The organism is Limnobacter sp. MED105 (genome assembly GCF_000170915.1).
Lineage (GTDB): Bacteria > Pseudomonadota > Gammaproteobacteria > Burkholderiales > Burkholderiaceae_B > Limnobacter.
The window spans coordinates 13,054-35,213 of the sequence record NZ_ABCT01000006.1 but is presented as its reverse complement, the minus strand read 5'-3'; the positions used below and the strand labels follow the sequence as shown (position 1 = coordinate 35,213).

Here is a 22,160-nt window from a genome sequence, read left to right as displayed (position 1 = left end):
TTGCTTAGAAGTGGATACCTTGCATGAGGGTTGAGAAAGCAACCTGTTCTGCGGATGGACCACCACCCTTCTTGCCTTTCGCAGCAGATTCTGAATCAGGGAACATGCGGAAAGACGTGTTCATCAAAATTTGAGCTGGTTTCGGTATCAGCGCATGCATAACTTGACCCAATACACCCAGGCGCGTAGCAATGCGAACCGGCTTGTGAATGACCGCCTGCGCAATCAAGTCAGCGGCCTGCTCGGGGCTTAGCGTTGGTACGTTGTTGTACAACTTGGTGGGCGCAATCATGGGTGTACGCACCAGCGGCATGTTGATGGTCGTGAAGGTGATGTTCAAGTCGGCGAACTCGGAAGCAGCACAACGCGTCCAGGCGTCCAGCGCGCCTTTCGAGGCCACATAGGCTGAGAAACGGGGCGCATTGGTCAACACACCGATCGATGAAATGTTCACCACGTGGCCTTTTCGGCGCTCCATCATTTTTGGCAGTAAACCGTAAGTAACACGCAAGGCACCGAAGTAGTTCAACTGCATGGTGCGCTCCAGATCATGGAAACGATCAAAGCTGTTTTCAATACCACGCCGAATTGAACGACCTGCGTTGTTCACCAAAATATCCACATGACCGAAGTCAGCCAGCAGTTGAGCAACAAAGCGGTCGCAATCCTGCATATCAGCAATATCGACCGAGTAGGTGTGCAGATCAAAACCGTCGGCCTTCACCAAAGCCTTGGCCTCTGCCAGCTTCTCTTCATCACGACCACAAATTACAGTGATTGCGCCAGCGGCTGCAAATTTCTGTGCTGCAGCCAAACCAATACCGGATGAACCACCCGTGATCAGCACCACCTTGTCTTTCACCTGGCCGTTCAAGCTGCGGTCAATGAACAAATCGGGATCCAGGTGACGCTCCCAGTAATCCCAAATTGCCCAAGCGTAATCTTCAAGTCGCGGACACTCAATGCCACTGCCATCGAGCACAGCCAAAGTTTGGCGGCAATCGTAACGGGTCGGCCAATTGATGTAACCAAATACCTCTTCCGGCAAGGCCAGGTCTTTCAGCAGGGCGTTGCGAATGCGACGAACAGGAGTCAGGCTCATCAAGCCTTTTTTCACCGCACCAGGTACAAAACCAAACATGGCTGCATTAATCCGCATTTCCATTTTTGGCGCATGGGCCGCACGTGCAAAGGTGTTCAGCACATCGCCAATTCGGCCCGGGCTCGGGTCAACAAGGTGAAAAGCCTTGCCGTCCAGATCGGGCTGATGCGCAATGTAATCCATGGCATTGACCACAAAATCGACAGGCACAATGTTGATTCGGCCACCTTCGATGCCAATTGTGGGCACCCAAGATGGTAACAACTTGCGCATTTTCTGGATCAACTTGAACAGGTAGTAAGGCCCGTCAATTTTGTCCATCTCACCAGTCTTGGAGTCACCCACCACAAAGCCGGGGCGATACACACGCCATGCACCTTTGATCTTCTTGCGCACGATCGCTTCAGAATCGTGCTTGGTACGAAAGTAAGGATGATCCAGGTTTTCGGCTTCTTCAAACATGTCTTCACGGAAGATGCCTTCATACAGACCGGCAGCCGCGATCGAGGACGTTAGCTGAAAGCAGCCTGCGCCAATCGCATTGGCGAGATCCACAGCATTCTCCGTGCCCTTGATATTGGTTTCCTGCTGGCTTTCCGCATCAGCAGCCAGATCATAGATCGCAGCCAGGTGAAAGAAATGGGCGATGTTTTTGCTCAGTTCTTTGATCTCGGCGGCCTTCAAACCAAGCTTGGGTTTGGTCAGGTCACCAACCACGGGTACACACTGTCCTTTTTTGGCACCCCAATACTTTTGCAGCTCGGGTACTTTGTCCAGGCTTGATTCACGAATCAGAAAGTAAATGGTGCCTTTGCGCTTTTGCTCAACCAAGCGCTTCACCAAGCGTTTACCGATGAAGCCAGTGGCTCCGGTCACAAAATAATTCATGTATGTCTTCTCCGCGCGGGGTTTTTTTATGGAAGATACGTCTTTGGAAGGCTTACTATAACTGCCCGCCCGAAATTCTCAAACTCCATGCGGGCTGTAACGATGTTTTGTCAGCACCGTGCTTACGGGAAAACACGAGGTAGGGTTTAGTGTGCCTTCTCTAGTGTGGCCTCGATAAACTACTACAATAAACAAAAAAGGCATCGGTCCCCAACGGGCCATTTCGCCATCACAAGGAGAGACAACATGGCCGGTAAGAAAAAGCCCATCAAAGGCGCCGTAGACAGCGCACAACAATTGTGGACAGCAGGCGTGGGTGCTATCACCAAAGCGCAAGAAGAAAGCAACCGTGTTTTGGAAAACCTGGTCAAGGAAGGCCATGAAATTCAGGAGCGAACCGTGAAATTTGCAGATCAAAAAGTAGTTGAAGTGACAGGCAAGGTCAGCAAGCTTGCTGGCTCTGTATCCAGCAAGGCAACACAGCACTGGGACAAACTGGAACAGGTTTTCGAAGAACGCGTTGCTCGTGCCTTGGGTCGCCTGGGCGTTCCTACCAACAAGGACGTTCAGCAGCTTTCTGAACGTATTGACCAATTGTCGGCAGCGATTGCCGAACTGACTGGCAAAAAAGTGGACACCAAAGCGACCACCGCAAAGCGCACTACCGCGCGAACCAAAAAATCTGCTGAGTAATTGAATCCTGAATCGACAAGGCCAACGGCGGTCTTGTCGAACACTCTTTGGGGCTGGAGCTCACAACCCGCATGAACAATCACAACTCTGGCCCGAAGATCGGGTTGGCCTTGGCTGGTGGCGGCCCCTTGGGCGCAATTTATGAAATTGGCGCACTGGTAGCACTCTCCGAGGCCATCGACGGACTTGACCTGAATGACATGAGTGTCTACGTGGGCGTGTCTGCTGGAGGCATTGTTGCAACCGGTCTGGCCCACGATCTAACCCCGCATCAAATCTACAAGTTGTTTATTGAAGGTGAGCCCGAAGAACTCGCCTTCGACCCTTCCATTTTGTTGCGCCCAGCCTGGAAAGAGTACTGGATGCGCCTTCGCAAGGTACCTAGTTTACTGGGCACCGCTGTTTCTGATTATTTTTTGCGCGATGACGCCACATGGGTCAGTTGCATTGAACGCTTGGGGGCTGCAATTCCCACAGGTTTGTTCAATGGTGACGAATTACATGAATGGATGGCCGACCTGATTGCCAAAGGTGGCGGCACGAACGATTTCAGAAGCCTGCGCAACCGTCTTATTCTGGTGGCCACTGATCTGGATTCGGGCGATTCGATTCCTTTTGGCATGCCCGGGTTTGATGATGTTCCAATCTCCAAAGCGGTTCAGGCCTCCGCATCGCTGCCAGGCCTGTTCCCACCGACACGTATTGCCAACCGGCATTATGTGGACGGTGCGCTGAAAAAAACCCTGCATGCGTCCACCGCTTTGAAGGAAGGCGTAGAACTGCTGATTTGTCTGAATCCGCTAGTACCTTACGATGACAGGCTGAACCCCAAAAACCATCGCCGCCGCGCCAAGGGCAAGGCTTTCCAGCCCGGTTCGCGCCTGTATGAAGGTGGTTTGCCCTTGGTGCTGTCACAAACATTCAGATCTATTATCCATTCACGCATGGACATCGGCATGGAACGCTACGGGCACCTCTACCCCAACGCCGATATTGTATTGTTTGAACCCCAACATGGTGATGGTGAGTTTTTTTTCACCAACCCGTTCAGTTACGCCAGCCGACGCCGTTTGTGCGAGCATGCTTACCAACGCACCCGTGAGGAATTGTGGGCACGTCGGTACGATCTGGCCGAGCGGCTTTCAAGGCACGGACTGGAATTGAATCTCGATGTTTTAAAAGATCCTACCCTGCATTTGAGTAACAAGGTCAGTAAAAAACCGGCCCGTGCGGGATCAATGGTGTCCAAATTTGATCAGCTTGAGGACTCGCTGAATGAACTTGATCGTTACATACGGATTGCAAAAACCAGAAATGCCGCTTAATGACGCCATTACTCACTGGTAACAAGGGCAGTGAAGCCCCAAATACTTGTCAAAACAACGTAGACTAATGGTATTAAAAATACCAATAACAGACTTGCTGCATGAAGTCTTTAGCTTGATCAGGACTTTGGCCAGACAGGAGACGACCAGAACATGGAACGCAAGCCTCCAAGAAGAACAAGAGAACGAATTCTTGATTTGTCGCTAAGGCTATTCAATGAATTCGGGGAGCCGAATATTACGACCACCGTGATCGCCGATGAGATGAACATCAGCCCCGGTAATCTGTATTATCACTTCCGCAACAAAGACGACATCGTCAACAGTATTTTTGCCAGTTTCGAGAAAGAAATTGATGGCCTGCTCGACGTGCCTGGTAACCGCCAGGCCAACATTGAAGATGCATGGCTGTATCTTCAAGTGTCATTCGAACTGATTTGGCGCTATCGTTTTTTGTACCGCGACCTGAATGATTTGCTGTCTCGCAACCGTACCCTTGAAATTCACTTCAAACGCATTCTGAAACACAAAGTAGATGTTGCACGACGCCTGTGCCAGGGTCTGGTTGAGTCTGGCGACATGATGGCCTCGCAAGCACAAATCAATGCACTGGCCACCAACATGGTAGTAGTTGCCACCTACTGGCTGTCGTTTGAGTATGTGCGTGACCCCCGGCATTTTAATGACGAAGCCACCATGAGCGCAGCCTTGGCCAATGGCGTGTACCAAGTGATGTGCCTGCTTGCCCCCTATTTGCAGGGCAATGCCAAAGAGCTGTTCGAAAGCCTGGCCCAATCTTTTATTACTGAAGAAAACACATAACAAGACTTAGGAGAACTTATGAGCGACTTGAAAGCCCGTTTTGAAAAGGCTGTTGCGGAATCAAAATCACTGCCCGCCCGCCCTGACAACCAAACTCTGTTGAAAATTTACGCCCTGTTCAAACAATCTACGGAAGGTGACAATACCGGCAAACGCCCAGGATTCACTGATATTGTCGGGCGCGCAAAATACGACGCATGGAAGGGACTCGAAGGCACAAGCAACGACCAAGCCATGCAGAATTACATCGACTTGATCGAGTCGTTGAAGTAAACCAGAAACTGTCTGGAAATAGAAAACCGGCTTTGAAGGCCGGTTTTTTTATGGCTGCTTGAAAAAATCAGGCAGTTGCCTGGAATCAACGGGCACAGTGTCGAGTTTCGCTGCAACATGAACGCACACAGTGCGGCAAAGCTCTACCACAGTGGGCTCTTTCACCTGATACAACACCAAAGTTCCTTCTTTGCGGCGCTGTAAAACACCCGCACGGTACATCAAATTCAGGTGGCGAGAAATATTCGATTGGGTGGAATCCACTTCTTCCACGATGTCGTTGACAGATTTTTCTCCATTGCACAAGGCATGGATAATTTTCAATCGCGTGGGTTCAGACAGCACTGCGAAGTAGCCAGACACTTGTTCCAGCAGGGTATCCAGTTCACTCATAGCATGACCGCGTAATTATTATATTGAAATGATTGTACCCCCGTTTTCACACGGGGGTGATTGCTCAATGATTGGCCAACAACAGCCCGGCGTGCTCTCGCATGGGGTGGAACTCGATGGTTTCCCAGCGCTTCTGCATGACATCCAGATCGAACCTTGAGGTGGCCAGAAATGCATGCGTGTCTGCTGCGTCAGTCACCATTCGACCCACATTGGCATCCATAAAGCGGCGCAAATCATTGGCATTTTTACTGGTAACCCAACGAGCGCAACTGTAACGGCTAGGCGCCAAACGAACCTCGACTCCATACTCGCCTTTCAATCGAGCCTGCACCACTTCAAATTGAAGCTGACCAATGGCACCCAGCAACATTTCCGAGCCCAACAGTGGTTTAAATACCTGAATCGCCCCTTCTTGACCCAATTCCATCAAGCCCTTCTGCAATTGTTTGCTGCGCATGGGGTCTTTCAATTCAACGGATGCAAACAGCTCTGGCGCAAAGAATGGCAGGCCAGTGAACTGCAAACCTTCCCCTTCGCTCAGGGAGTCACCCAACTGCAAGCCGCCATGGGTGGTCAAGCCTATGATGTCACCGGCGTACGCTTCGTCCACCCGGTCACGGCGCTGGGAAAGAAATGTCACCACGCTGGTGGGGCGGAAGTCTTTACCGGTGCGAAGCACCTTGAACTTCATGCCATGTTCGAACCGCCCGGACAGCACCCGCACAAAGGCAATTCGATCGCGGTGGGAAGGATCCATATTGGCCTGAATCTTGAACACCACCCCACTGAACTTGCTTTCGGTGGGGGCCACCTCACGCTCAATCGCTTTGCGCGGGCCCGGGTGTGGTGCCACATCGACCAAGGCGTCCAGCACCTCCTGAACGCCGAAGTTGTTCACCGCTGACCCAAAGAACATCGGGGTTTGCTTGCCGGCCAGAAACTCTTTCTCATCAAAACTGGGCGCAGCACCAGTGACCAACTCAATTTCTTGCTCGGCCTGTTTGAATTCGGCACCAAACCGGCTTCTCAGCAAATCGCGGTTGTCACCGTCCACCACCTCGTCGTCCTCGCGGCGACGGTCAGCGCCCGGAGTAAACACACGCATGTGGTTCTTGCGAATGTCGAAAATACCGTGGAATAACTTGCCCTGCCCCACTGGCCAGGCAAATGGCACACAGGGAATACCCAACGTGCTTTCAATCTCGTCCATCAACTCAAGCGGATCGCGAACCTCGCGGTCCATTTTATTTACAAAGGTGATAATAGGCGTATTGCGGGCGCGGCACACCTCGATCAAGCGCAGCGTTTGAGGTTCAACACCGTTGGCAGCATCGATCACCATCAATGCGGCGTCCACCGCCGTCAGCACTCGATAAGTGTCTTCAGAAAAATCTTGGTGACCTGGTGTGTCGAGCAGGTTGATTACCTGATCGCGATACTCCATCTGCATCACTGAACTGGCCACAGAAATGCCGCGCTGCTTTTCAATTTCCATCCAGTCAGAGGTGGCGTGGCGACTTGCCTTACGTGCCTTCACGCTACCCGCAATTTGAATGGCACCCGCAAACAGCAATAGCTTCTCGGTCAGCGTTGTTTTGCCCGCATCGGGGTGGGAAATAATTGCAAACGTTCGGCGACGCTTGACTTCAGATTCAATCGACACAGCAGCCCTTTGGCGCAAAAGCCGTGATTTTACACGCCCAAGGGGTTAAATTCACCCCCTTTCATTTTCATATCGATATATGAATCAATAACCTAATGGAAACCCTGTTGCGGACATCCCGTATTGCCCATTTTGATTATAAATAAGACATTATGATGGTGTTTTTGCACAATCGATTCGTTCAACTAAAGAACGATAATAATCACAAAGCCCAATACCCAATGGGCGCAGTTTCATCAAATCATAGGGGATACCAATGAAAGCAATTCTGGCAAAATCCGCCGTTGCAATCAGCCTGGCCGCATTGGCCATGGGTGCAGCTCACGCAGACAAATCCAAGTGGCCCAAAAGCTTTACAGTAGGCACAGCCTCACAAGGCGGAACTTATTATGCATACGGTGCCGGCTGGGCAAACCTGGTAGCAGAAACTGTGGGCATCACAGGTGGCGCGGAAGTAACAGGCGGTCCCACACAGAACCTCGCACTGGTTCACACCGGCAAACTGGCCTTTGGCATGACTACCATGGGTCCGGCCCGTGAAGCACTGGATGGCAAAAGCCCCCTGGCTCCCGGTCTTAAAATGAACAAGGTCTGTGCCATGTTCCCCATGTATCAAACCCCGTTCTCAGTGACAGTGCTCTCCTCTAGTGGCATCAAGTCGATCAAAGACATTCCACCCGGCTCAAAAATCGGCTTTGGCCCAGCCGGCTCTACTTCCGACACCTATTTCCCGAAAATGCTGGAAACATTGGGCGTTAAATTTGAGCGCCGTAACGGCGGTTGGAGCGATTTAGGTGGCCAGTTACAAGACGGCCTGATCGATGTGGTTGCCTTTGCCGCTGGCGTACCCATTCCGGCCGTAACCCAGCTTGAGGTTCAAACCGAAATCAACATTCTCGAGTTTACGGAAGCCGAACAGAAAAAGATCATGGACACCTACCCCGTGTCTGCGTTTCCGATCAAAGCCAGCACCTACAAAACCTTGAAGAAAGACGCACGCGCCGTGTCCATGTGGAACTATGCCATTGCCAACTGCGACTTGCCCGAAAGCTTTGTGTATGAGGCGACCAAGGCTGTTTTGGACAACAATGCGAAAATGTTGAATATCCACAAAGGCGCCCGCACCACATTGGCCGAGAATTGGGACAAGAACACTTTCATTCCATTCCACCCTGGTGCAGTGAAGTACTACGAAGAAAAAGGCATCAAGATTCCAGCGAATCTGAAGCTGAAGTAATCAAGCTTCGATCAACATGATCGAATTAACGCCGGGTCCTGCTGAAGGGCTCGGCGTTTTCTAAGAATCAATTCAATTATCACTTTTAATCGGTTTCATCATGACCACACCATCTAGCGCAGCTCGAACCGCAGAAGAGGACCGTCTTATCGCCCAAGGCGTTGATGACGAACCACTTGCGAACAATCAGCGCACATTCACGCAAAAAGCCGCATTATTTGTATCGATAATTTCGGCAGCCTACGCCTTTTGGCACGTATTCTCGCTGAACGTTGCGCCAGTTGAAACATGGGCCTTTCGAATCCTCCACGTCGCGGGCGCTTTGGTGATTGGCTTCATCGCCTACAGTTCCAGCACCACTGAGCACCCTGCCCGAGGCAATCAGAATCTGATCAAAATACTGGCTGGAATTTTGGCCTTACCCATCTTGTATTCCCTTTACATGGTCTTCGAGATGAGCCAGATCATCGCCAACGGTGAAATGATTTCGCCAGAATTGGAAGTTAATCACTTTGGCATTCCACTGGCAGTGGGCACATTCATAGCCATTGTTGCCTCTATGTTTTTGCGACCAGCCGGGAACAAATTCAATTGGTTGGATGCGACTTTGGTACTTGCAGTTATTGCCAGTACCGCCTACCTGATGGTGCATCTGGATGGCACAGCCATGCGCATGCGCGCGGGCACTCCGTTTGCTTCTCCTGGCAACGCTTGGGCTGCTTTGGTTGGCATTGCACTGATTCTTGAACTGACTCGCCGCGTTGCTGGCACCGCGCTGGTCATTATTTCAGTTATTTTTGTTATTTACTCTTTCGTGGGCCCTTACCTTCCAGGCTTTTTGACTCACGATGGTTTCACCTTCAGCCGCTTCTTTTCTTACATGTACACCGACGCAGGCGTACTTGGCGCAACCACCGCGGTGTCGTCCACATACATCATTCTGTTCATTGTTTTTGCAGCGTTCTTGCAGGCATCGAAAGTTGGCGACTATTTCGTAAATTTTGCATTTGCAGCTGCGGGCCGCTCACGCGGTGGCCCCGCCAAAGTGGCCGTGTTTGCATCGGGCCTGATGGGCATGATCAACGGGACAAGTGCGGGCAATGTGGTCGCAACAGGCTCACTGACCATCCCGCTGATGAAAAAGGTTGGATACAACGGAAAAACCGCTGGAGCAATTGAAGCTGCAGCATCCACAGGTGGGCAAATCATGCCGCCCATCATGGGTGCAGGAGCGTTCATCATGGCTGAAATCACGGGTATTCCGTATTCAGAAATCGCAATTGCGGCCATTATTCCGGCAGTGTTGTACTTCCTGTCCACCTACTTGATGGTCGACTTCGAGGCCGCCAAACTAGGCATGCGAGGCATGCGTTCTGATGAGTTGCCTCAGTTCTCTAAGATGGTGAAACAGGTTTACTTGTTCATTCCCATCATCATTCTGATTGTGGCGCTGTTCATGGGCTATTCCGTCATTCGTGCAGGCACTTTGGCTACCGCAGCGGCTGCCGTGGTGAGCTGGCTGTCGCCATTCAAAATGGGGCCTAAAAGTATTTTCAAAGCCTTTGATTTGGCCGGTGTAATGTCCATTCAAATCATCACGGTGTGCGCCTGTGCGGGCATCATCGTCGGCGTCATTGCACTGACTGGTGTAGGTGCTAGGTTCTCCTCCATTTTGTTGGACATTGCAGAAAACTCACAGCTAATCGCCTTGTTCTTTGCGATGTGCATTGCAATTCTGTTGGGCATGGGCATGCCGACTACAGCTGCCTATGCAGTGGCAGCATCGGTTGTCGCACCAGGCCTGATCGAGTTGGGTATTCAGCCACTGGTGGCTCACTTCTTTGTGTTCTACTTTGCAGTGATATCGGCCATCACACCGCCGGTTGCACTGGCGTCTTACGCAGCAGCCGGTATTTCCGGGGCCAACCCAATGGCAACTTCGTTCACATCCTTCAAAATAGGCCTCACTGCATTCATCGTGCCGTTCATGTTTTTTTACAACGCAGCCCTGCTCATGGAAGGTGAATGGTTTGTGATCTTGCGTGCATTTGTTACAGCGTGTATTGGCGTGTTTTTCCTGGCGGCTGCAATTCAGGGTTGGTTCTGGGGAGCACATTCAAATTGGGTAGTACGCGGTATCTTGCTGATCGCGGCGCTGTGCATGATTGAAGGCGGGTTGTACACCGATATCGGCGGTGCAGTACTGGCTGTTGTAGCGATTGTTCTTAATAAATTCTTTAAAGGAAAACCGGCGCCGGAACCCATGGTTCAGACCAAGGGAATGGATTAAAAACGCAATGCCTTGAGGCTTCTACACCCTTTTTTAGTGTAGAGCCTCAGGTTCAAACCCTTTCATTGCTTAATCGATTTCCCTATAGTGCGAAGTGTCACGAAATTTGACTACCCGCTACCCCAAGGAGATCTCACGATGTACGCTTTCGAAAAAACAGCTGAACTGCTGACCAAAACCAACACCGAACTGAAGAACCAACACCAAGTTGCTGCCAAGGCTCTGAACAGCCTGGTACAAGCGCAATTCGGCTTGTTGTCACAAGGTTTGGGCAACGCATTCACCGCTGCTGAAAAGCTGCCTTTGGCCGACAAGCCAGTGGTTGTTAACGCTCGCACCGAGATCAAGCAAGGCTTGGAAAAAGTAGTTGGCGTAAGCCAGGTTTATACACAGAAAGGCGTTGAGCTGTTTGAACAGCAACTGCCCGTGGTAATCGACAAAGGTTTCTCTTATGCTGCTTTGGCTTTATCACAAGCCGAGTCTTTGACCGAAAACGCAATCACCATGGGTGTAAGCGCTCTGGAACAAGCCAAAAAAAATGAAACCCTGAAGCCCGCCATTGAACAAGCTGAGCAAATCGCGGCCCAGTTGTTTGAAAAAATTGGCGTAAAAGGTGAAGCTGGCGCGAAGAAAGCTGCCAAGAAGCCTGCTGCCAAGAAAGCTGCTGCCCCACGCGCTAAGCGCGCTGCAGCTGCACCAAAGGCCTCAGTCTGAAAAGACATGGCCCAGCTTGAGCTGAGCTTTGAATAAAAAAAGCCCTCGAATTTTCGAGGGCTTTTTTATGGGTGTTATCACCTTTCAGGTGGATGTCACAATAGCCATAAAATCAGGCCGTAGCACACCGTGGCACCTAGAACACCTATGTACCATTCTCTTTTTGTTTCCAATTCGCCCAGCATGGTTACATCAAAGCTCTTGTTTGCAAAGTCGTCCATGGCAATACTCCCGGTGCATAATGCACATGTGTGTTGATGCCTCTATTTAAGTGCAAAAACACAGGTGAGTCTTTCCCACAAAGGGGGCCACCTTATTCGACTACCCCCAAGAGGTAACCACCATGACATTCAGTTCTGCCAGTGCATTTGCGATTGTTTCCGCAGGCGTATTTTTGCTCGTTGGTCTTCTCAGCGGATTGTGGAAGTTTTTACAAATGTGGCGCAGTGAACAAGGTTTGGCCCACCCTTACGTGGACATCGCACACAGAGCCAGTCTGCTCTACGGTTTCGCTTGTATTACCTTGGCAGTATTGGCTTATTTCAGCACCTACAACCCCAACTACAATTTGTTTGCAGTAGCCGTGGTAATTGCATTTTTTGGTTTGGCTGTGGCCGGCTATTTAATGCAGGCCGCGCTGAACGGACCCGACAATCAGTTGCGACAACCCCACAAACTGGGACAACATCCGATGCCCCGCGCTGGTCTGGCAACATTTATGGTGGCCTTGGTGTTTGCAGAAATTGGAGGCACGCTCTATTTGTTTCTTGGCGCTTTACAGAACCCTTTGCTGCAATTCTGGTCTTAAATTCCAAACAGACCTACCCCAGGAAAACCGCACAATGGCTATACAGTTCACCCGTCGTTGGATACTTGCCGCATCCGCTCTATTAACCCTTGCAGCATGTAGCACCACAAACCCAGCCAGTTTGTCCGGTCAGTACCAAGCCAAGGCGAACTGGACCAGTTCATTTTTAAGTCAGGTGTTGGGTGGTCAAACCATGCCCGACGGTGTGAACAACTGGGCATGCCGCCCAGCAGAGAACCAAAACCCGGTCGTACTGATTCACGGCACCTTTTCTTCCAGCATGTATTCATTCGGGGCCTTGGGCCCGGCACTTGCCAACCAGAACCTGTGCGTTTACTCCATCGACTACGGTGCAGCCGAACCGAGCGACTGGTTCAAGGGTGTGGGCCCGGTGGATGAATCGGCGCAACGTATTGCTGAATTTGTGAAGTTTGTGAAGACAACAACAGGTCGGGACAAAGTGACCCTCGTGGGTCATTCCCAAGGTGGTCTTATTGGCTTTTATTACCTGAAAATGTTGCAAGGGGCTGCCCATGTGGACCGCTTCGTGGCTTTGGCCCCCAGTGTGAACGGCACTTCAATTGCAAAAACCCCCAATCGGGACCTGGTGGAATATTGCCTGGCTTGTGCCGACCAGCACCCCCGTTCCGCCTTGCTGCGCGAATTGAAAACTGGGGCCATCACAATGCCAGGTGTGCAATACAGTGTTTTAGTGACCAAAAATGACAAAGTGGTAGTGCCTGTTGAAAACCAATTTGTCAAAGAGCCTGGCGTGCAAAACATCTACATTCAAGATCTGCTTCCAGGCAAACGGGTGTCGCACAGTGGCATGCTTTACGACACCGAAACGCTTGATTTGATTGTCAAGCTGGTTCAGGGTCAATCAATACGAACAGCCTCAAACTAAGGCAACATAACTTCGGGTTGTGGCATTGAAACAGTAGAGAGGATCGTCGACAACATTTCGGTCAATGCCCTCTTTTTTCAGCTGCGTCTTTTGGTATTTGAAAGTACCCGTGGTTTCTACAGCTTGCAGTACCCGCACATACATCGGCACTGCGTAGCTGGGTAAATGACTTGTTACATGCGCGGCCAGCGCTTTCAAGTCCAGCTTGGCTCCGGGTTTTACAGCCACTGCCGCCATGCCAGCGCGGCCGTCGAACCCCTCCAGTTTCACACCGTAAACCACGGCATGCTCAAGAAATGGCAGCTTGGCCAAAACGCCTTCAACTTCTGAAGTTGCAACGTTCTCACCTTTCCATCGAAATGTGTCGCCCAGACGGTCGACAAACTGAATGTGTTGCCACCCTTGCCGGCGCACCAAGTCGCCTGAGTTGAACCAACAATCGCCGCGCTTGAATACATTGCGCAGCAACTTGCCTTCATTGGCTTTCGGATCGGTGTAACCATCGAAGGGGCGTAGCTCAGTCACTTCGCTGATCAACAAACCCACTTCACCGCGCCCCACTGTTTCACAAAAACCATGCGAGTTTCGCACCACCTGTTCCGTGTCTGTATCGCAGGCAATCACTTCAAACGGCATGGGGCAAAAGCCCACAGTCTCTTTGAGGCCAAAAGCATTCATGAATCCAAGGTTGGATTCGCTCGCACCATAAAACTCAAAGATTTGATGAATGCCGAACCGGTTTTCAAAGTCATCCCATATTTCAGGGCGCAGGCCATTGCCCAAAATCAAACGGATTTCATGGTTTTGGTCGTCCATGTGGGGCGCTTGATTCAAGAGGTATCTCAACAATTCCCCAATGTAACAAAAGGCCGTTGCCCGGTAATGTGAAATACGGCGCCAGAACTGACTGGCACTGAATTTCTCATCCAGGGCAAAACAAGCGCCAGAAGCCAACACTACCCCCAATGACACGGTAAGTGCATTGTTGTGATACAGCGGCAGGCAGCAGTAAAACACATCGGTAGCCGTCAAACGCACTGCTGTACTCATACCCGAGGCCGCTTGCAACCAGCGGTAATGGCTCATCACGGAGGCTTTGGGCAAGCCGGTAGTACCAGAGGTAAAAATATAGAAACAGGGAGAGCTGGCAGTAATTTGTGCTGTTTGCGCCAAGTTGTGCACGGGCTGCGTGCACCAGGCGCTGCGAAAATCGCTCACCCTTAAATGAGCACTGCTGGTTTGCAAAGAGAGCAATTCAATACCTTTGAGTAAGGCGCTGTCTTCCGCTTCCATTTGCTTGAGAATATCCAGACCACGATCACAAGCCAAAATAATTCGCGGCTTCACCAGCTTCAAGCTGTGCGCCTGCACGGCACCTTGCTGATTGATGTTCAGCAACGCAGCAACCGCGCCCAACTTGGCGCAAGCAATAACAGCAAGCAGGGTTTCCGGGCGGTTGGCCGACAACAAACCCACGGTGTCACCAGGCTTCACTCCCATGGACAGCAAACCTCGCGCCATTTGGTTGCAAATGGAATTGGCCTGCCCATAGGTCCAAGACTGCTGCTCGCTTTTCAGGAATGCCGATTTTGCATACTTGCGCGCAGTTTCTTGAAACAACAAACCCAGCGAACGGCGGGAATGTGGCCGGAGAAGTGCCAGACTGGCCAGCGAAGGAAGAATATGCGGTACGTCAGGCAGAAAACCCAAGGCTCCTTTGGCAATGTCAATTGCGGATACTGTTTTGCCCTGAACTGTCATTTTGTGCGGTCTCCGGCTGCTGTCTCGTGTTTTTTTATACAGAAAAAGATACACTCTTTGGGTCAACGAAATTCGCGTACACACCGTTTTTATCAATGTCATCAGGCTGCCCAGTTAAGTATTCTTCCATGCCCATAGCCAAAGTACGCTCTAAAACTGTTCTTTGCCTGCTTGTGCTTGTGACGGCGCTTCCGTTTCATGTGGCCAACGCCAAAAACTTCATTGGTTACACGGGCAAAGGCTGGAACAACGACTTTGGCGTACTTCGCGGGCAATGCGATGCCAAATTGGTTCAAAGCGAGGCACTTAAAGGCACCCTGACAGATCAAATGGCCTATGTGGAATCGACCGACGCTTTCAAAGCAATTTTCACGGAAACCCAGCTGGTTGATGCATTCGCAGTCGACTCCCATTGCTTCGGACACACCATGGAGCTAGTGCCCTCGGGGCAAGCGGTACGCTGGCTAAACCCAGTGAACGGGGTTGGAGTTTACCTGTCGCCAGGTGCCAAATCAGACACTTGCCGAACCTACTTGGGCGTCACGATTGTCAACGGTGAAAAAACAAAGTTCAGGGGCGAAGTATGCTCGCCCAGCAAAGGTGCCTGGCAAATTCAGCAGTAATCTCAGCAAAACACTGCCCTTCGCAAACGCTGAAGGGTATCCGAATGACCAACCAGAACCAACAGCAATTTGGCCCGGGTCATAGCCACGAACAACTTGCGAAAATCAGCTTCATTAAACTCCACAAAAGCCAACTCGGTCACCACCACAGCTTGTGCTGCCTGCCCTTTAAAACGGTAAACCGACTCCGCATGTACATTGCCCTCGGTGAAAACCTGGCTGCCATTGTCATCATATCGACCGGTAAAGTGTCTCAAGGTATGCGGCCCCAGACTGGCTTGCGCCAATACTTTTGATTTTTCGTGCCCACGCATGCTGAGCACCGCAATTTTGTCTCGGGTAAAACCGTGCCGCAAACACGCCGTAATCGCCTTGGCAGTTTGACTAAATAACGACTCATCATTGTCATACTCAAAAAACTCAAGTGGCAAACCTTCCAGCGGGCAAGCGGCTTCAACGTCCAGCGGCAAAGGCGATTCAAACTTGAATTCATGTTGAACCAGCTGCACTGCCTGCACTACGCGTTTTGGATTTCGATAATTCATGGGCGTATGCAGGCTGACCCAACCGGGCAAGCTGACTGTTGGTTTGGCATACAGATTCTGTATCGGATCCTCCAGCCACAGCCACCGAGTGCCAGAATGCGCACAACGCTGAAGCACTGGCAACCAGCTTTGATCAAAGTCCTGGCCTTCATCCACCACAATTGAATCAAATATCCAGCGCTTGTCCACAGGTGTAGCAAGTACTTGCTCGGCCAAGCGACCGAAGACCCCGGGCGACGCATAATCGACATCAAGACCTGCATCACGCAACATTCGGTCACACAATGCATGAAAGTTAAAAACAACTGCGCCAATCAAGCCTGCTTCCCGAACCTGCTGCGCCATGTGCGAGGACAGCGGTCGGTTGTAACACACGTATAAAGTTCGGGCTTTTAAACCATGGTTGCGCTGCAGTTCACTAAAAGCCAATTGTGATTTTCCGCTACCTGCAGTGCCCGTAACGCGTAAGCGAAAAGGCTCGAAGCTCAGTCTTGAAACCCATTGTTCGAGACCGTGCGACAAGCGCGTTACCAAAGTTTCGGCAGCTTGTGACAAAGCCCCGACTTCAGGAACCAGATTTAATTCATTGCACAAAAATGCGTGGATGGCTTTGGGATTCGAGTGGCTGCTGAACAGGTCTGCTGTGATGTCGATCGTTTGTATCAGGGCAGCCAATTCATCTTTATGGCGGGCATCCAGTACACGCTCAGCATTCACAGTCAGTCCGCCTGGATCGGGCACAGTGAAGTCAGGACAGTAAAAAATAGGTTCAACCCGAAGGGTACCCTGGTGTTGCAACCTGAACTTCTGGTTCAGCAAGACGCCCTGTTCGGCCAGCGCATTGAATACGTCTTGACGCTGTTCACCCAACTGTTTGATCACCCGGCCTTGGTCCACTTTCATCAAACCGGTTTTCATCAAGATGCTGTAAACAATACCGCTGGGGCCCAGCACCAGGAACTGGATCCGTCCAGTGACTGTCAACCCATGCTCGATTCGTGACCAATGTATACCGTGATAAATGGTGTAGTTGTCGGGCAACTGCGCCTGCAATTGAAGCAACACATCCCTTTCACGGGCTTGTGCACCGTCTAGTGCGAGTGCACTGGTGTCTGAAGGATAAACCTTGGCGGGCACGCCTTACACCTCTTTGAATTGTTGCTTCAGCGCAGTGCCAGAGTAACGATCAACCCCGGTCTGAATGCGAAAGCCCAACATGATTTTCCCGGTGGTGCAATACACCTGCTCCCGCAGCCATTCGATGACTTCTTTTCCTTCCGAAAAACCCACTGCCTCGAATTCCCAAACTCGGTCCTCCGCATTCCAGCGAAAGCCTTTGGATTTCAGAAAATCTTTTTTCTCGAAGGGTGCTTTCAGTGCAGCGATTTGATAAATCGATTCGTTAGCACTGTCAAACAGCACCTGAAACGGCATTCGCTGAGATGTTTTCATGGGTTGAGCCAACACATGTACCAGTGCATTGCAATCTTCAACCGCCCGGTGAGCGCCGTGAAAGTAACCGCAATCTGACAAAAGATATTCCAGTTTGCGTCCTGAATAGTTTTCCTGGGTCCAGGGCAACTCCCGAAACGTACAGGCCCAAATTGACTTTTCAAGCCACGGGAAACGGCGCAGCATGAAAGGCTTGTCGAAGGCGGCGTTGTGAGCCACAAACAAAGCGGCCTCACTGCACAGGGCCTTCAGGGCTGCTTCATCAAACCGCTGGCCTTTGACCATCTCATTGGTGATCCCGTGAATGGCTGAGTTCTCGGGTGTAATTGCCACTTTGGGTTCTTCAAGTCCGCCGAAAGTACCCAACACTGCGCCGATGGCTCCGGTGTCCTGGTCCACTTCAATCAACACAGCGCCCACTTCGATGACTTCACAGGTCGCATAATCAAGACCTGTGGTCTCAGTGTCTACCACCAACACCTTCACCGGGCTGTTAATTTGCCCACCAAAACTGCTGCGCATCTGAATGCGACGTAGCACCTTGTAGTTGCCACTGCTTTCCAGCCACCGGGCCACTGTTTCCGGGTCAATGTTGCTTAGTTCATCGTGTTTCAATCGATTTGTCCTTTGGGTCAGAGTGCACCAAGTGGGCCTGCTGTCGGCTTACTTTCACCTGCCAGCCTTTTTTGACTTCGCGAATTCCACCTTTATTAATTCGCAATTGACGAGCCAACTCAATCAATTTCAGTTTGCCACAACGCACGCCCTGGCTTAGCAACCAATGTCTCAGTGAATTAAGCTGGGCTGAGTCATCCATTACCCGCCATTGAATCAGTTGTAAACCGCCAGTGTCAGAGATCACCTGTGGTGCCATGGCTTGCGTGTCAGAATCTTCTGCAGAATAGTGTGCCTGAAAAAATTCAGCCAGTTGCAACAAGGCCTTCGGGCTTTGTGGAAAGTGTTCTTCGAGGCTAGGCAATAATTCATGGCGCACCCAGTTGCGGCGCAACGCAGTGTCATGGTTGCTGGGGTCTTCAATGTGTTGCAGGCGATTCTCACGCGCATAATCCAGCAGACTCGGTTTGCTGCAATTCAACAAGGGGCGGCACAACAGCAACTCAGGGTGCAGGTGACGGTCTACGCCCACTGGGCCCACCGCACGCATTCCGCCAACCCCCCTCAAGCCTGAACCACGCAGAAGTTGCAATAGCACTGTTTCCAATTGATCGTCCCGGTGGTGGGCACACAGTAAAACGTGGTGTTGATTGGCCTTCATCCAGTTGAAAATGGCACGGTAACGCTCTACACGGGCCTGGCCTTCAAGGCCTGAATCGCTGGGTTCAACTTTCACCCTCAATGCAGTGAAAGGCACACCCCATTGTTCGCACTGGCTTTTACAGTGCGCTTCCCACGCGTCGGCTTGCGTCTGAATTTGATGGTTTACATGCACCGCATGCAGGGGCAAGCCCATCACATGCAATGCGTGAAGCAACACTGTTGAGTCGACGCCGCCAGAGTAGGCCACCACAAAACAGGCCGGGGTTGGAGCGTGGCGGTTGAAGTCGCTTAAAAAGGTTTCAAGCGACCGCTTCAATTACTTGCTCACCTTGAAGTGGCCATAACTCATCAGCCGGTCATGGCGAGCATCCAATAGGGTTTTTGGCTTGTAGGTGACAAGCATGTTTAAGGCTGCCTTGATGGCTGTTTTCAAATTGTTGGCTGTTTGCGCGTGATCACGGTGCGCTCCACCAAAACTTTCTTTCACGATTTCCTGAATCAGACCCAAATCGCGCAGGCGTTTGGCGGTAATGCCCAAAGCCTCTGCGGCATCCGATGCCCTTTCGGCGCTGCGCCACAAAATGGAGGCACATCCTTCCGGCGAGATCACGGAATAAGTGGCATTTTCCAACATGATGACGTGGTCGGCCACAGCCAAAGCCAAAGCACCGCCAGAACCGCCCTCACCAATAATTGCACTCACAATCGGCACCTGGATTTGTGCCATTTCAATCAAGTTTCTGCCGATTGCCTCGGATTGCCCACGTTCCTCAGCATCAATACCGGGATATGCCCCTGGGGTGTCGACAAGGGTAACAATCGGAATACCAAACTTTTCAGCAGTTTTCATCAAGCGAAGCGCTTTGCGATAGCCCTCCGGGCGTGGCATACCGAAGTTACGCAAGGTGCGTTCTTTCACGTCACGGCCTTTTTGATGACCAATCACCATGACACTTTCACCCTCCAGGCGAGCAAGACCCCCCACAATCGAGGGATCATCGGCAAAGTGCCTGTCGCCATGCAACTCTTGAAAGTCGGTGAATGCGTGGGCAATGTAGTCCAAGGTGTAAGGGCGCTGGGGGTGACGCGCCACCTGCGAGACCTGCCAGGGCGTCAGCTTGCTGTACAGCTCTTTGGTCAGCACATCACTTTTGCCTTCCAGGCGGCGAATTTCTTCAGACAAATCAACAGCCGAGCCATCTTGTACCAGGCGTAGCTCCTCGATTTTGCCTTTCAATTCGGCAATGGGCGCTTCAAAATCTAGAAATGTTTGCTTCATGAGGTTCTCTTAATAGTCCACCACAGCTGGGTCCAGGCTGCGCCACAAATACCACGCCGCCACAGTCCGCCAAGGTTTTAATTTTTCCCCGAATTGTAGTGCTTCTTTCGGTCCGATGGGTTCACCCTCGAAAAATTGGCGCGAGATACCGCGCTGCACACCAATGTCATCCACAGGCCAAACATCGGGCCTGCGCAAACAAAACATCAAAAACATTTGGGCAGTCCAACGCCCCACTCCCTTGATTGCACACAGGTGGCGGGTACAGGCTTCGTCGTCCATACCTTCCAGCACTGCCAATTCAAGCCCACCTTGCTGCTCAAATTCACTCAAGGCTCGTGAGTACGCAATTTTCTGGCGAGACAGACCTGTGGCTTTCAAAGTGTCATCACTTAGAGCGAGCAAGGCTCGACTCGTAATTTTTCCATTCAGGGCATCGACCACTCGGGCCCACACGGCATCAGCTGCTTTAACCGAAATTTGTTGGCCCACCAGCGAGCGCAGCATGGTTTCATAAGGCGCACCACGCGAACGCAAGGCCCGGTCCGAATGTCGAGCCAGCAATTCAACCCACACCGGGCTTTGCAAAGCCAAGGCTTCGCATGCCTCTTGCCAATAGGCAGGCGCATCAGGATCGTGGTTCAGTCTCAGGCTCGCCGCCATTCGGTGGCACCGCCCCGTTTGTCTTCCAGTACTACACCCATATCGAGCAACTGCTGGCGTATAGCATCGGCTTTTGAGAAATCCCGATCCGCCTTGGCCTGAGCTCGGGCATCAATCAAAGCTTGAATCTCTGCTTCGTCAAGAGCACCAGCCTGGTCACCCACCTCCGCCTTCTGGAAGGCCTCGGCTGTCCGTCCTAACAAACCGAGTACTTGCGCCAAAGCTTTCAGGCGAGCAGCCAAAGTCTGGTCAGCGGTGCGGTTCACCTCGTTGGCCATTTCAAACAGCACAGACACGGCAATTGGCGTGTTCATGTCGTCGTTCATGGCCTCAGCAAAACGAGCCTCAAATTCTTGGGTCCAATCAATTGATTGCGCAACCTGAACATCGCCCACAGCCGTATACAGTCGACCCAAGGCCGCTTTTGCATCCTGTACATGCGCCTCTGAGTAAGTCAGTTGACTGCGGTACTGAGCACGCAATATGAAAAAGCGGACCACTTCCGCGTCATACACTTTCAATATGTCCCGAATCGTGAAGAAGTTATTCAGCGATTTCGACATTTTCTCGGATTGTCCGTTGGTTTCAACGCGCACAAAACCGTTGTGCATCCAATACTGGGCAAAACCCTCGCCAGTGGCACCCACGCTTTGAGCAATTTCGTTTTCATGGTGCGGAAACTGCAGGTCAGCGCCGCCACCATGAATGTCGAATGTATTACCCAATAACTTGCAGCTCATGGCTGAACACTCAATATGCCAACCCGGGCGGCCCACACCGAAATCAGAGTCCCATTTTGCATCCGCGGGCTCATCGGCCTTTGCACTTTTCCACAGAACAAAGTCCAGTGGGTCGTTCTTGCTGCCTGAAACCCCCACACGTTCACCAGCCCGCAATTCATCCAGGCTTTTACCCGACAAGCGACCGTATTCGGGAAACGCGCGCACGGCAAAGTTCACATCACCTGAATCATCACGGTAAGCGAGCCTTTTGTTCATCAAAGTTTGAATCATGTCCTGCATTTCTGCGACATATTCAGTGGCGCGGGGCTCGTGGTCGGGTCTTTCGATACCCAGAGCATCAGCGTCTTCATGCATAGCGGCAATGAAACGGTCAGTCAACGAACGGATACTTTCTCCGTTTTCAACTGCGCGACGAATAATTTTGTCGTCAATGTCAGTGATATTGCGTACATAAGTGACCGGGTAGCCGGATGCACGCAACCAGCGTTTGAGCAAATCGAACACCACCATGACACGGGCATGGCCCAAGTGGCAGAAGTCATAGACTGTCATGCCACACACGTACATTCGAACGTTCTGTGGATCAAGCGGTGAAAATGCCTGCTTTTTCCTTAGAATTGAATTGTAAATTTGGAGAGACGATTTCATTGGACTCAGAAAAAAAGCGGACCCAGCTTGCCAAAACGGTACAATCTGAT

21 protein-coding genes are annotated in these 22,160 nt (G+C 51.3%); 10 read left to right on the top strand and 11 right to left on the bottom strand.

The features are described 5' to 3' along the window. Positions 1-4: 4 nt before the first annotated feature. Positions 5-1,990: an SDR family oxidoreductase gene (locus LMED105_RS07460; RefSeq protein ID WP_008249862.1), complete on the bottom strand. Its 1,986-nt coding sequence runs from the start codon at positions 1,988-1,990 to the stop codon at positions 5-7. Positions 1,991-2,236: 246 nt separating this feature from the next. Here LMED105_RS07460 and LMED105_RS07455 point away from each other — a divergent pair, with 246 nt between their 5' ends. The 4 genes from LMED105_RS07455 to LMED105_RS07440 all read left to right on the top strand — a co-directional run bounded on the left by LMED105_RS07455 (position 2,237) and on the right by LMED105_RS07440 (position 5,103). Next, positions 2,237-2,683, top strand: a complete 447-nt coding sequence (locus LMED105_RS07455) for a phasin family protein (RefSeq protein ID WP_008249861.1) — start codon at positions 2,237-2,239, stop codon at positions 2,681-2,683. Between the two features lie 71 nt (positions 2,684-2,754). Further along, entirely contained in the window at positions 2,755-4,008 is a 1,254-nt protein-coding gene (locus LMED105_RS07450; protein WP_008249860.1) for a patatin family protein, read from the top strand. 153 nt (positions 4,009-4,161) lie between these two features. Further along, complete coding sequence (locus LMED105_RS07445; protein ID WP_040512784.1) at positions 4,162-4,830, top strand: TetR/AcrR family transcriptional regulator; 669 nt, start codon at positions 4,162-4,164, stop codon at positions 4,828-4,830. An 18-nt stretch (positions 4,831-4,848) separates the two neighbouring features. Continuing rightward, positions 4,849-5,103, top strand: coding sequence for an acyl-CoA-binding protein (locus tag LMED105_RS07440; protein ID WP_008249852.1), 255 nt, complete (start codon positions 4,849-4,851; stop codon positions 5,101-5,103). A gap of 48 nt (positions 5,104-5,151) precedes the next feature. On the opposite strand, the gene LMED105_RS07435 is transcribed toward LMED105_RS07440, so the two are convergent. Next, a complete protein-coding gene (locus LMED105_RS07435; RefSeq protein WP_008249851.1) occupies positions 5,152-5,496 on the bottom strand; it encodes a helix-turn-helix transcriptional regulator in 345 nt (114 codons plus the stop codon). 64 nt (positions 5,497-5,560) lie between these two features. Next, entirely contained in the window at positions 5,561-7,162 is a 1,602-nt protein-coding gene (locus LMED105_RS07430) for a peptide chain release factor 3 (RefSeq protein WP_040512842.1), read from the bottom strand. A gap of 256 nt (positions 7,163-7,418) precedes the next feature. Here LMED105_RS07430 and LMED105_RS07425 point away from each other — a divergent pair, with 256 nt between their 5' ends. The 3 genes from LMED105_RS07425 to LMED105_RS07415 all read left to right on the top strand — a co-directional run bounded on the left by LMED105_RS07425 (position 7,419) and on the right by LMED105_RS07415 (position 11,403). After that, positions 7,419-8,399, top strand: a complete 981-nt coding sequence (locus LMED105_RS07425) for a TAXI family TRAP transporter solute-binding subunit (RefSeq protein WP_008249848.1) — start codon at positions 7,419-7,421, stop codon at positions 8,397-8,399. Positions 8,400-8,499: 100 nt separating this feature from the next. Beyond that, entirely contained in the window at positions 8,500-10,689 is a 2,190-nt protein-coding gene (locus LMED105_RS07420; RefSeq protein ID WP_008249846.1) for a TRAP transporter permease, read from the top strand. 138 nt (positions 10,690-10,827) lie between these two features. Then, positions 10,828-11,403, top strand: coding sequence for a hypothetical protein (locus LMED105_RS07415; RefSeq protein ID WP_008249845.1), 576 nt, complete (start codon positions 10,828-10,830; stop codon positions 11,401-11,403). A 95-nt stretch (positions 11,404-11,498) separates the two neighbouring features. Here the strand turns inward: LMED105_RS07415 and LMED105_RS17080 are convergent, their stop codons facing one another. Further along, entirely contained in the window at positions 11,499-11,624 is a 126-nt protein-coding gene (locus LMED105_RS17080) for a hypothetical protein (RefSeq protein ID WP_255348727.1), read from the bottom strand. A 122-nt stretch (positions 11,625-11,746) separates the two neighbouring features. Here LMED105_RS17080 and LMED105_RS07410 point away from each other — a divergent pair, with 122 nt between their 5' ends. Both LMED105_RS07410 and LMED105_RS07405 read left to right on the top strand, forming a co-directional pair. Further along, complete coding sequence (locus LMED105_RS07410; RefSeq protein WP_008249844.1) at positions 11,747-12,211, top strand: hypothetical protein; 465 nt, start codon at positions 11,747-11,749, stop codon at positions 12,209-12,211. Positions 12,212-12,245: 34 nt separating this feature from the next. Beyond that, positions 12,246-13,118 (top strand): triacylglycerol lipase, encoded by an 873-nt coding sequence (locus LMED105_RS07405; RefSeq protein ID WP_083797133.1) that lies wholly within the window; start codon positions 12,246-12,248, stop codon positions 13,116-13,118. Here the strand turns inward: LMED105_RS07405 and LMED105_RS07400 are convergent. Further along, a complete protein-coding gene (locus tag LMED105_RS07400; RefSeq protein WP_008249842.1) occupies positions 13,110-14,879 on the bottom strand; it encodes a long-chain-acyl-CoA synthetase in 1,770 nt (589 codons plus the stop codon). The two genes, LMED105_RS07405 and LMED105_RS07400, sit on opposite strands and share 9 nt — an antisense overlap. 128 nt (positions 14,880-15,007) lie before the next feature. Here LMED105_RS07400 and LMED105_RS07395 point away from each other — a divergent pair, with 128 nt between their 5' ends. Continuing rightward, positions 15,008-15,502 (top strand): acyl-CoA synthase, encoded by a 495-nt coding sequence (locus tag LMED105_RS07395; RefSeq protein WP_008249841.1) that lies wholly within the window; start codon positions 15,008-15,010, stop codon positions 15,500-15,502. A gap of 2 nt (positions 15,503-15,504) precedes the next feature. Here LMED105_RS07395 and LMED105_RS07390 read toward each other — a convergent pair whose 3' ends face one another. From LMED105_RS07390 to cysS, 6 genes are read right to left on the bottom strand one after another with little or no spacing between them, the layout of a single operon-like run. Continuing rightward, entirely contained in the window at positions 15,505-17,184 is a 1,680-nt protein-coding gene (locus LMED105_RS07390) for an ATP-binding domain-containing protein (RefSeq protein WP_008249840.1), read from the bottom strand. A 3-nt stretch (positions 17,185-17,187) separates the two neighbouring features. Continuing rightward, positions 17,188-18,114 (bottom strand): 3'-5' exonuclease, encoded by a 927-nt coding sequence (locus tag LMED105_RS07385; protein ID WP_008249839.1) that lies wholly within the window; start codon positions 18,112-18,114, stop codon positions 17,188-17,190. Beyond that, positions 18,101-19,093, bottom strand: a complete 993-nt coding sequence (tilS, locus tag LMED105_RS07380) for a tRNA lysidine(34) synthetase TilS (RefSeq protein ID WP_008249838.1) — start codon at positions 19,091-19,093, stop codon at positions 18,101-18,103. Before tilS ends, LMED105_RS07385 begins: the two co-directional genes overlap by 14 nt. Then, positions 19,094-20,056, bottom strand: a complete 963-nt coding sequence (locus LMED105_RS07375) for an acetyl-CoA carboxylase carboxyltransferase subunit alpha (protein WP_008249837.1) — start codon at positions 20,054-20,056, stop codon at positions 19,094-19,096. 9 nt (positions 20,057-20,065) lie between these two features. Further along, positions 20,066-20,719 carry a DNA-3-methyladenine glycosylase gene (locus LMED105_RS07370; RefSeq protein ID WP_008249836.1) on the bottom strand — a complete coding sequence of 218 codons (654 nt, stop codon included), beginning with the start codon at positions 20,717-20,719 and terminating at the stop codon, positions 20,066-20,068. Then, the gene (gene cysS / locus LMED105_RS07365; RefSeq protein ID WP_040512781.1) at positions 20,704-22,110 is read right to left on the bottom strand and encodes a cysteine--tRNA ligase; all 1,407 of its coding nucleotides are present in this window, start codon (positions 22,108-22,110) and stop codon (positions 20,704-20,706) included. Before cysS ends, LMED105_RS07370 begins: the two co-directional genes overlap by 16 nt. Positions 22,111-22,160: the final 50 nt, after the last annotated feature.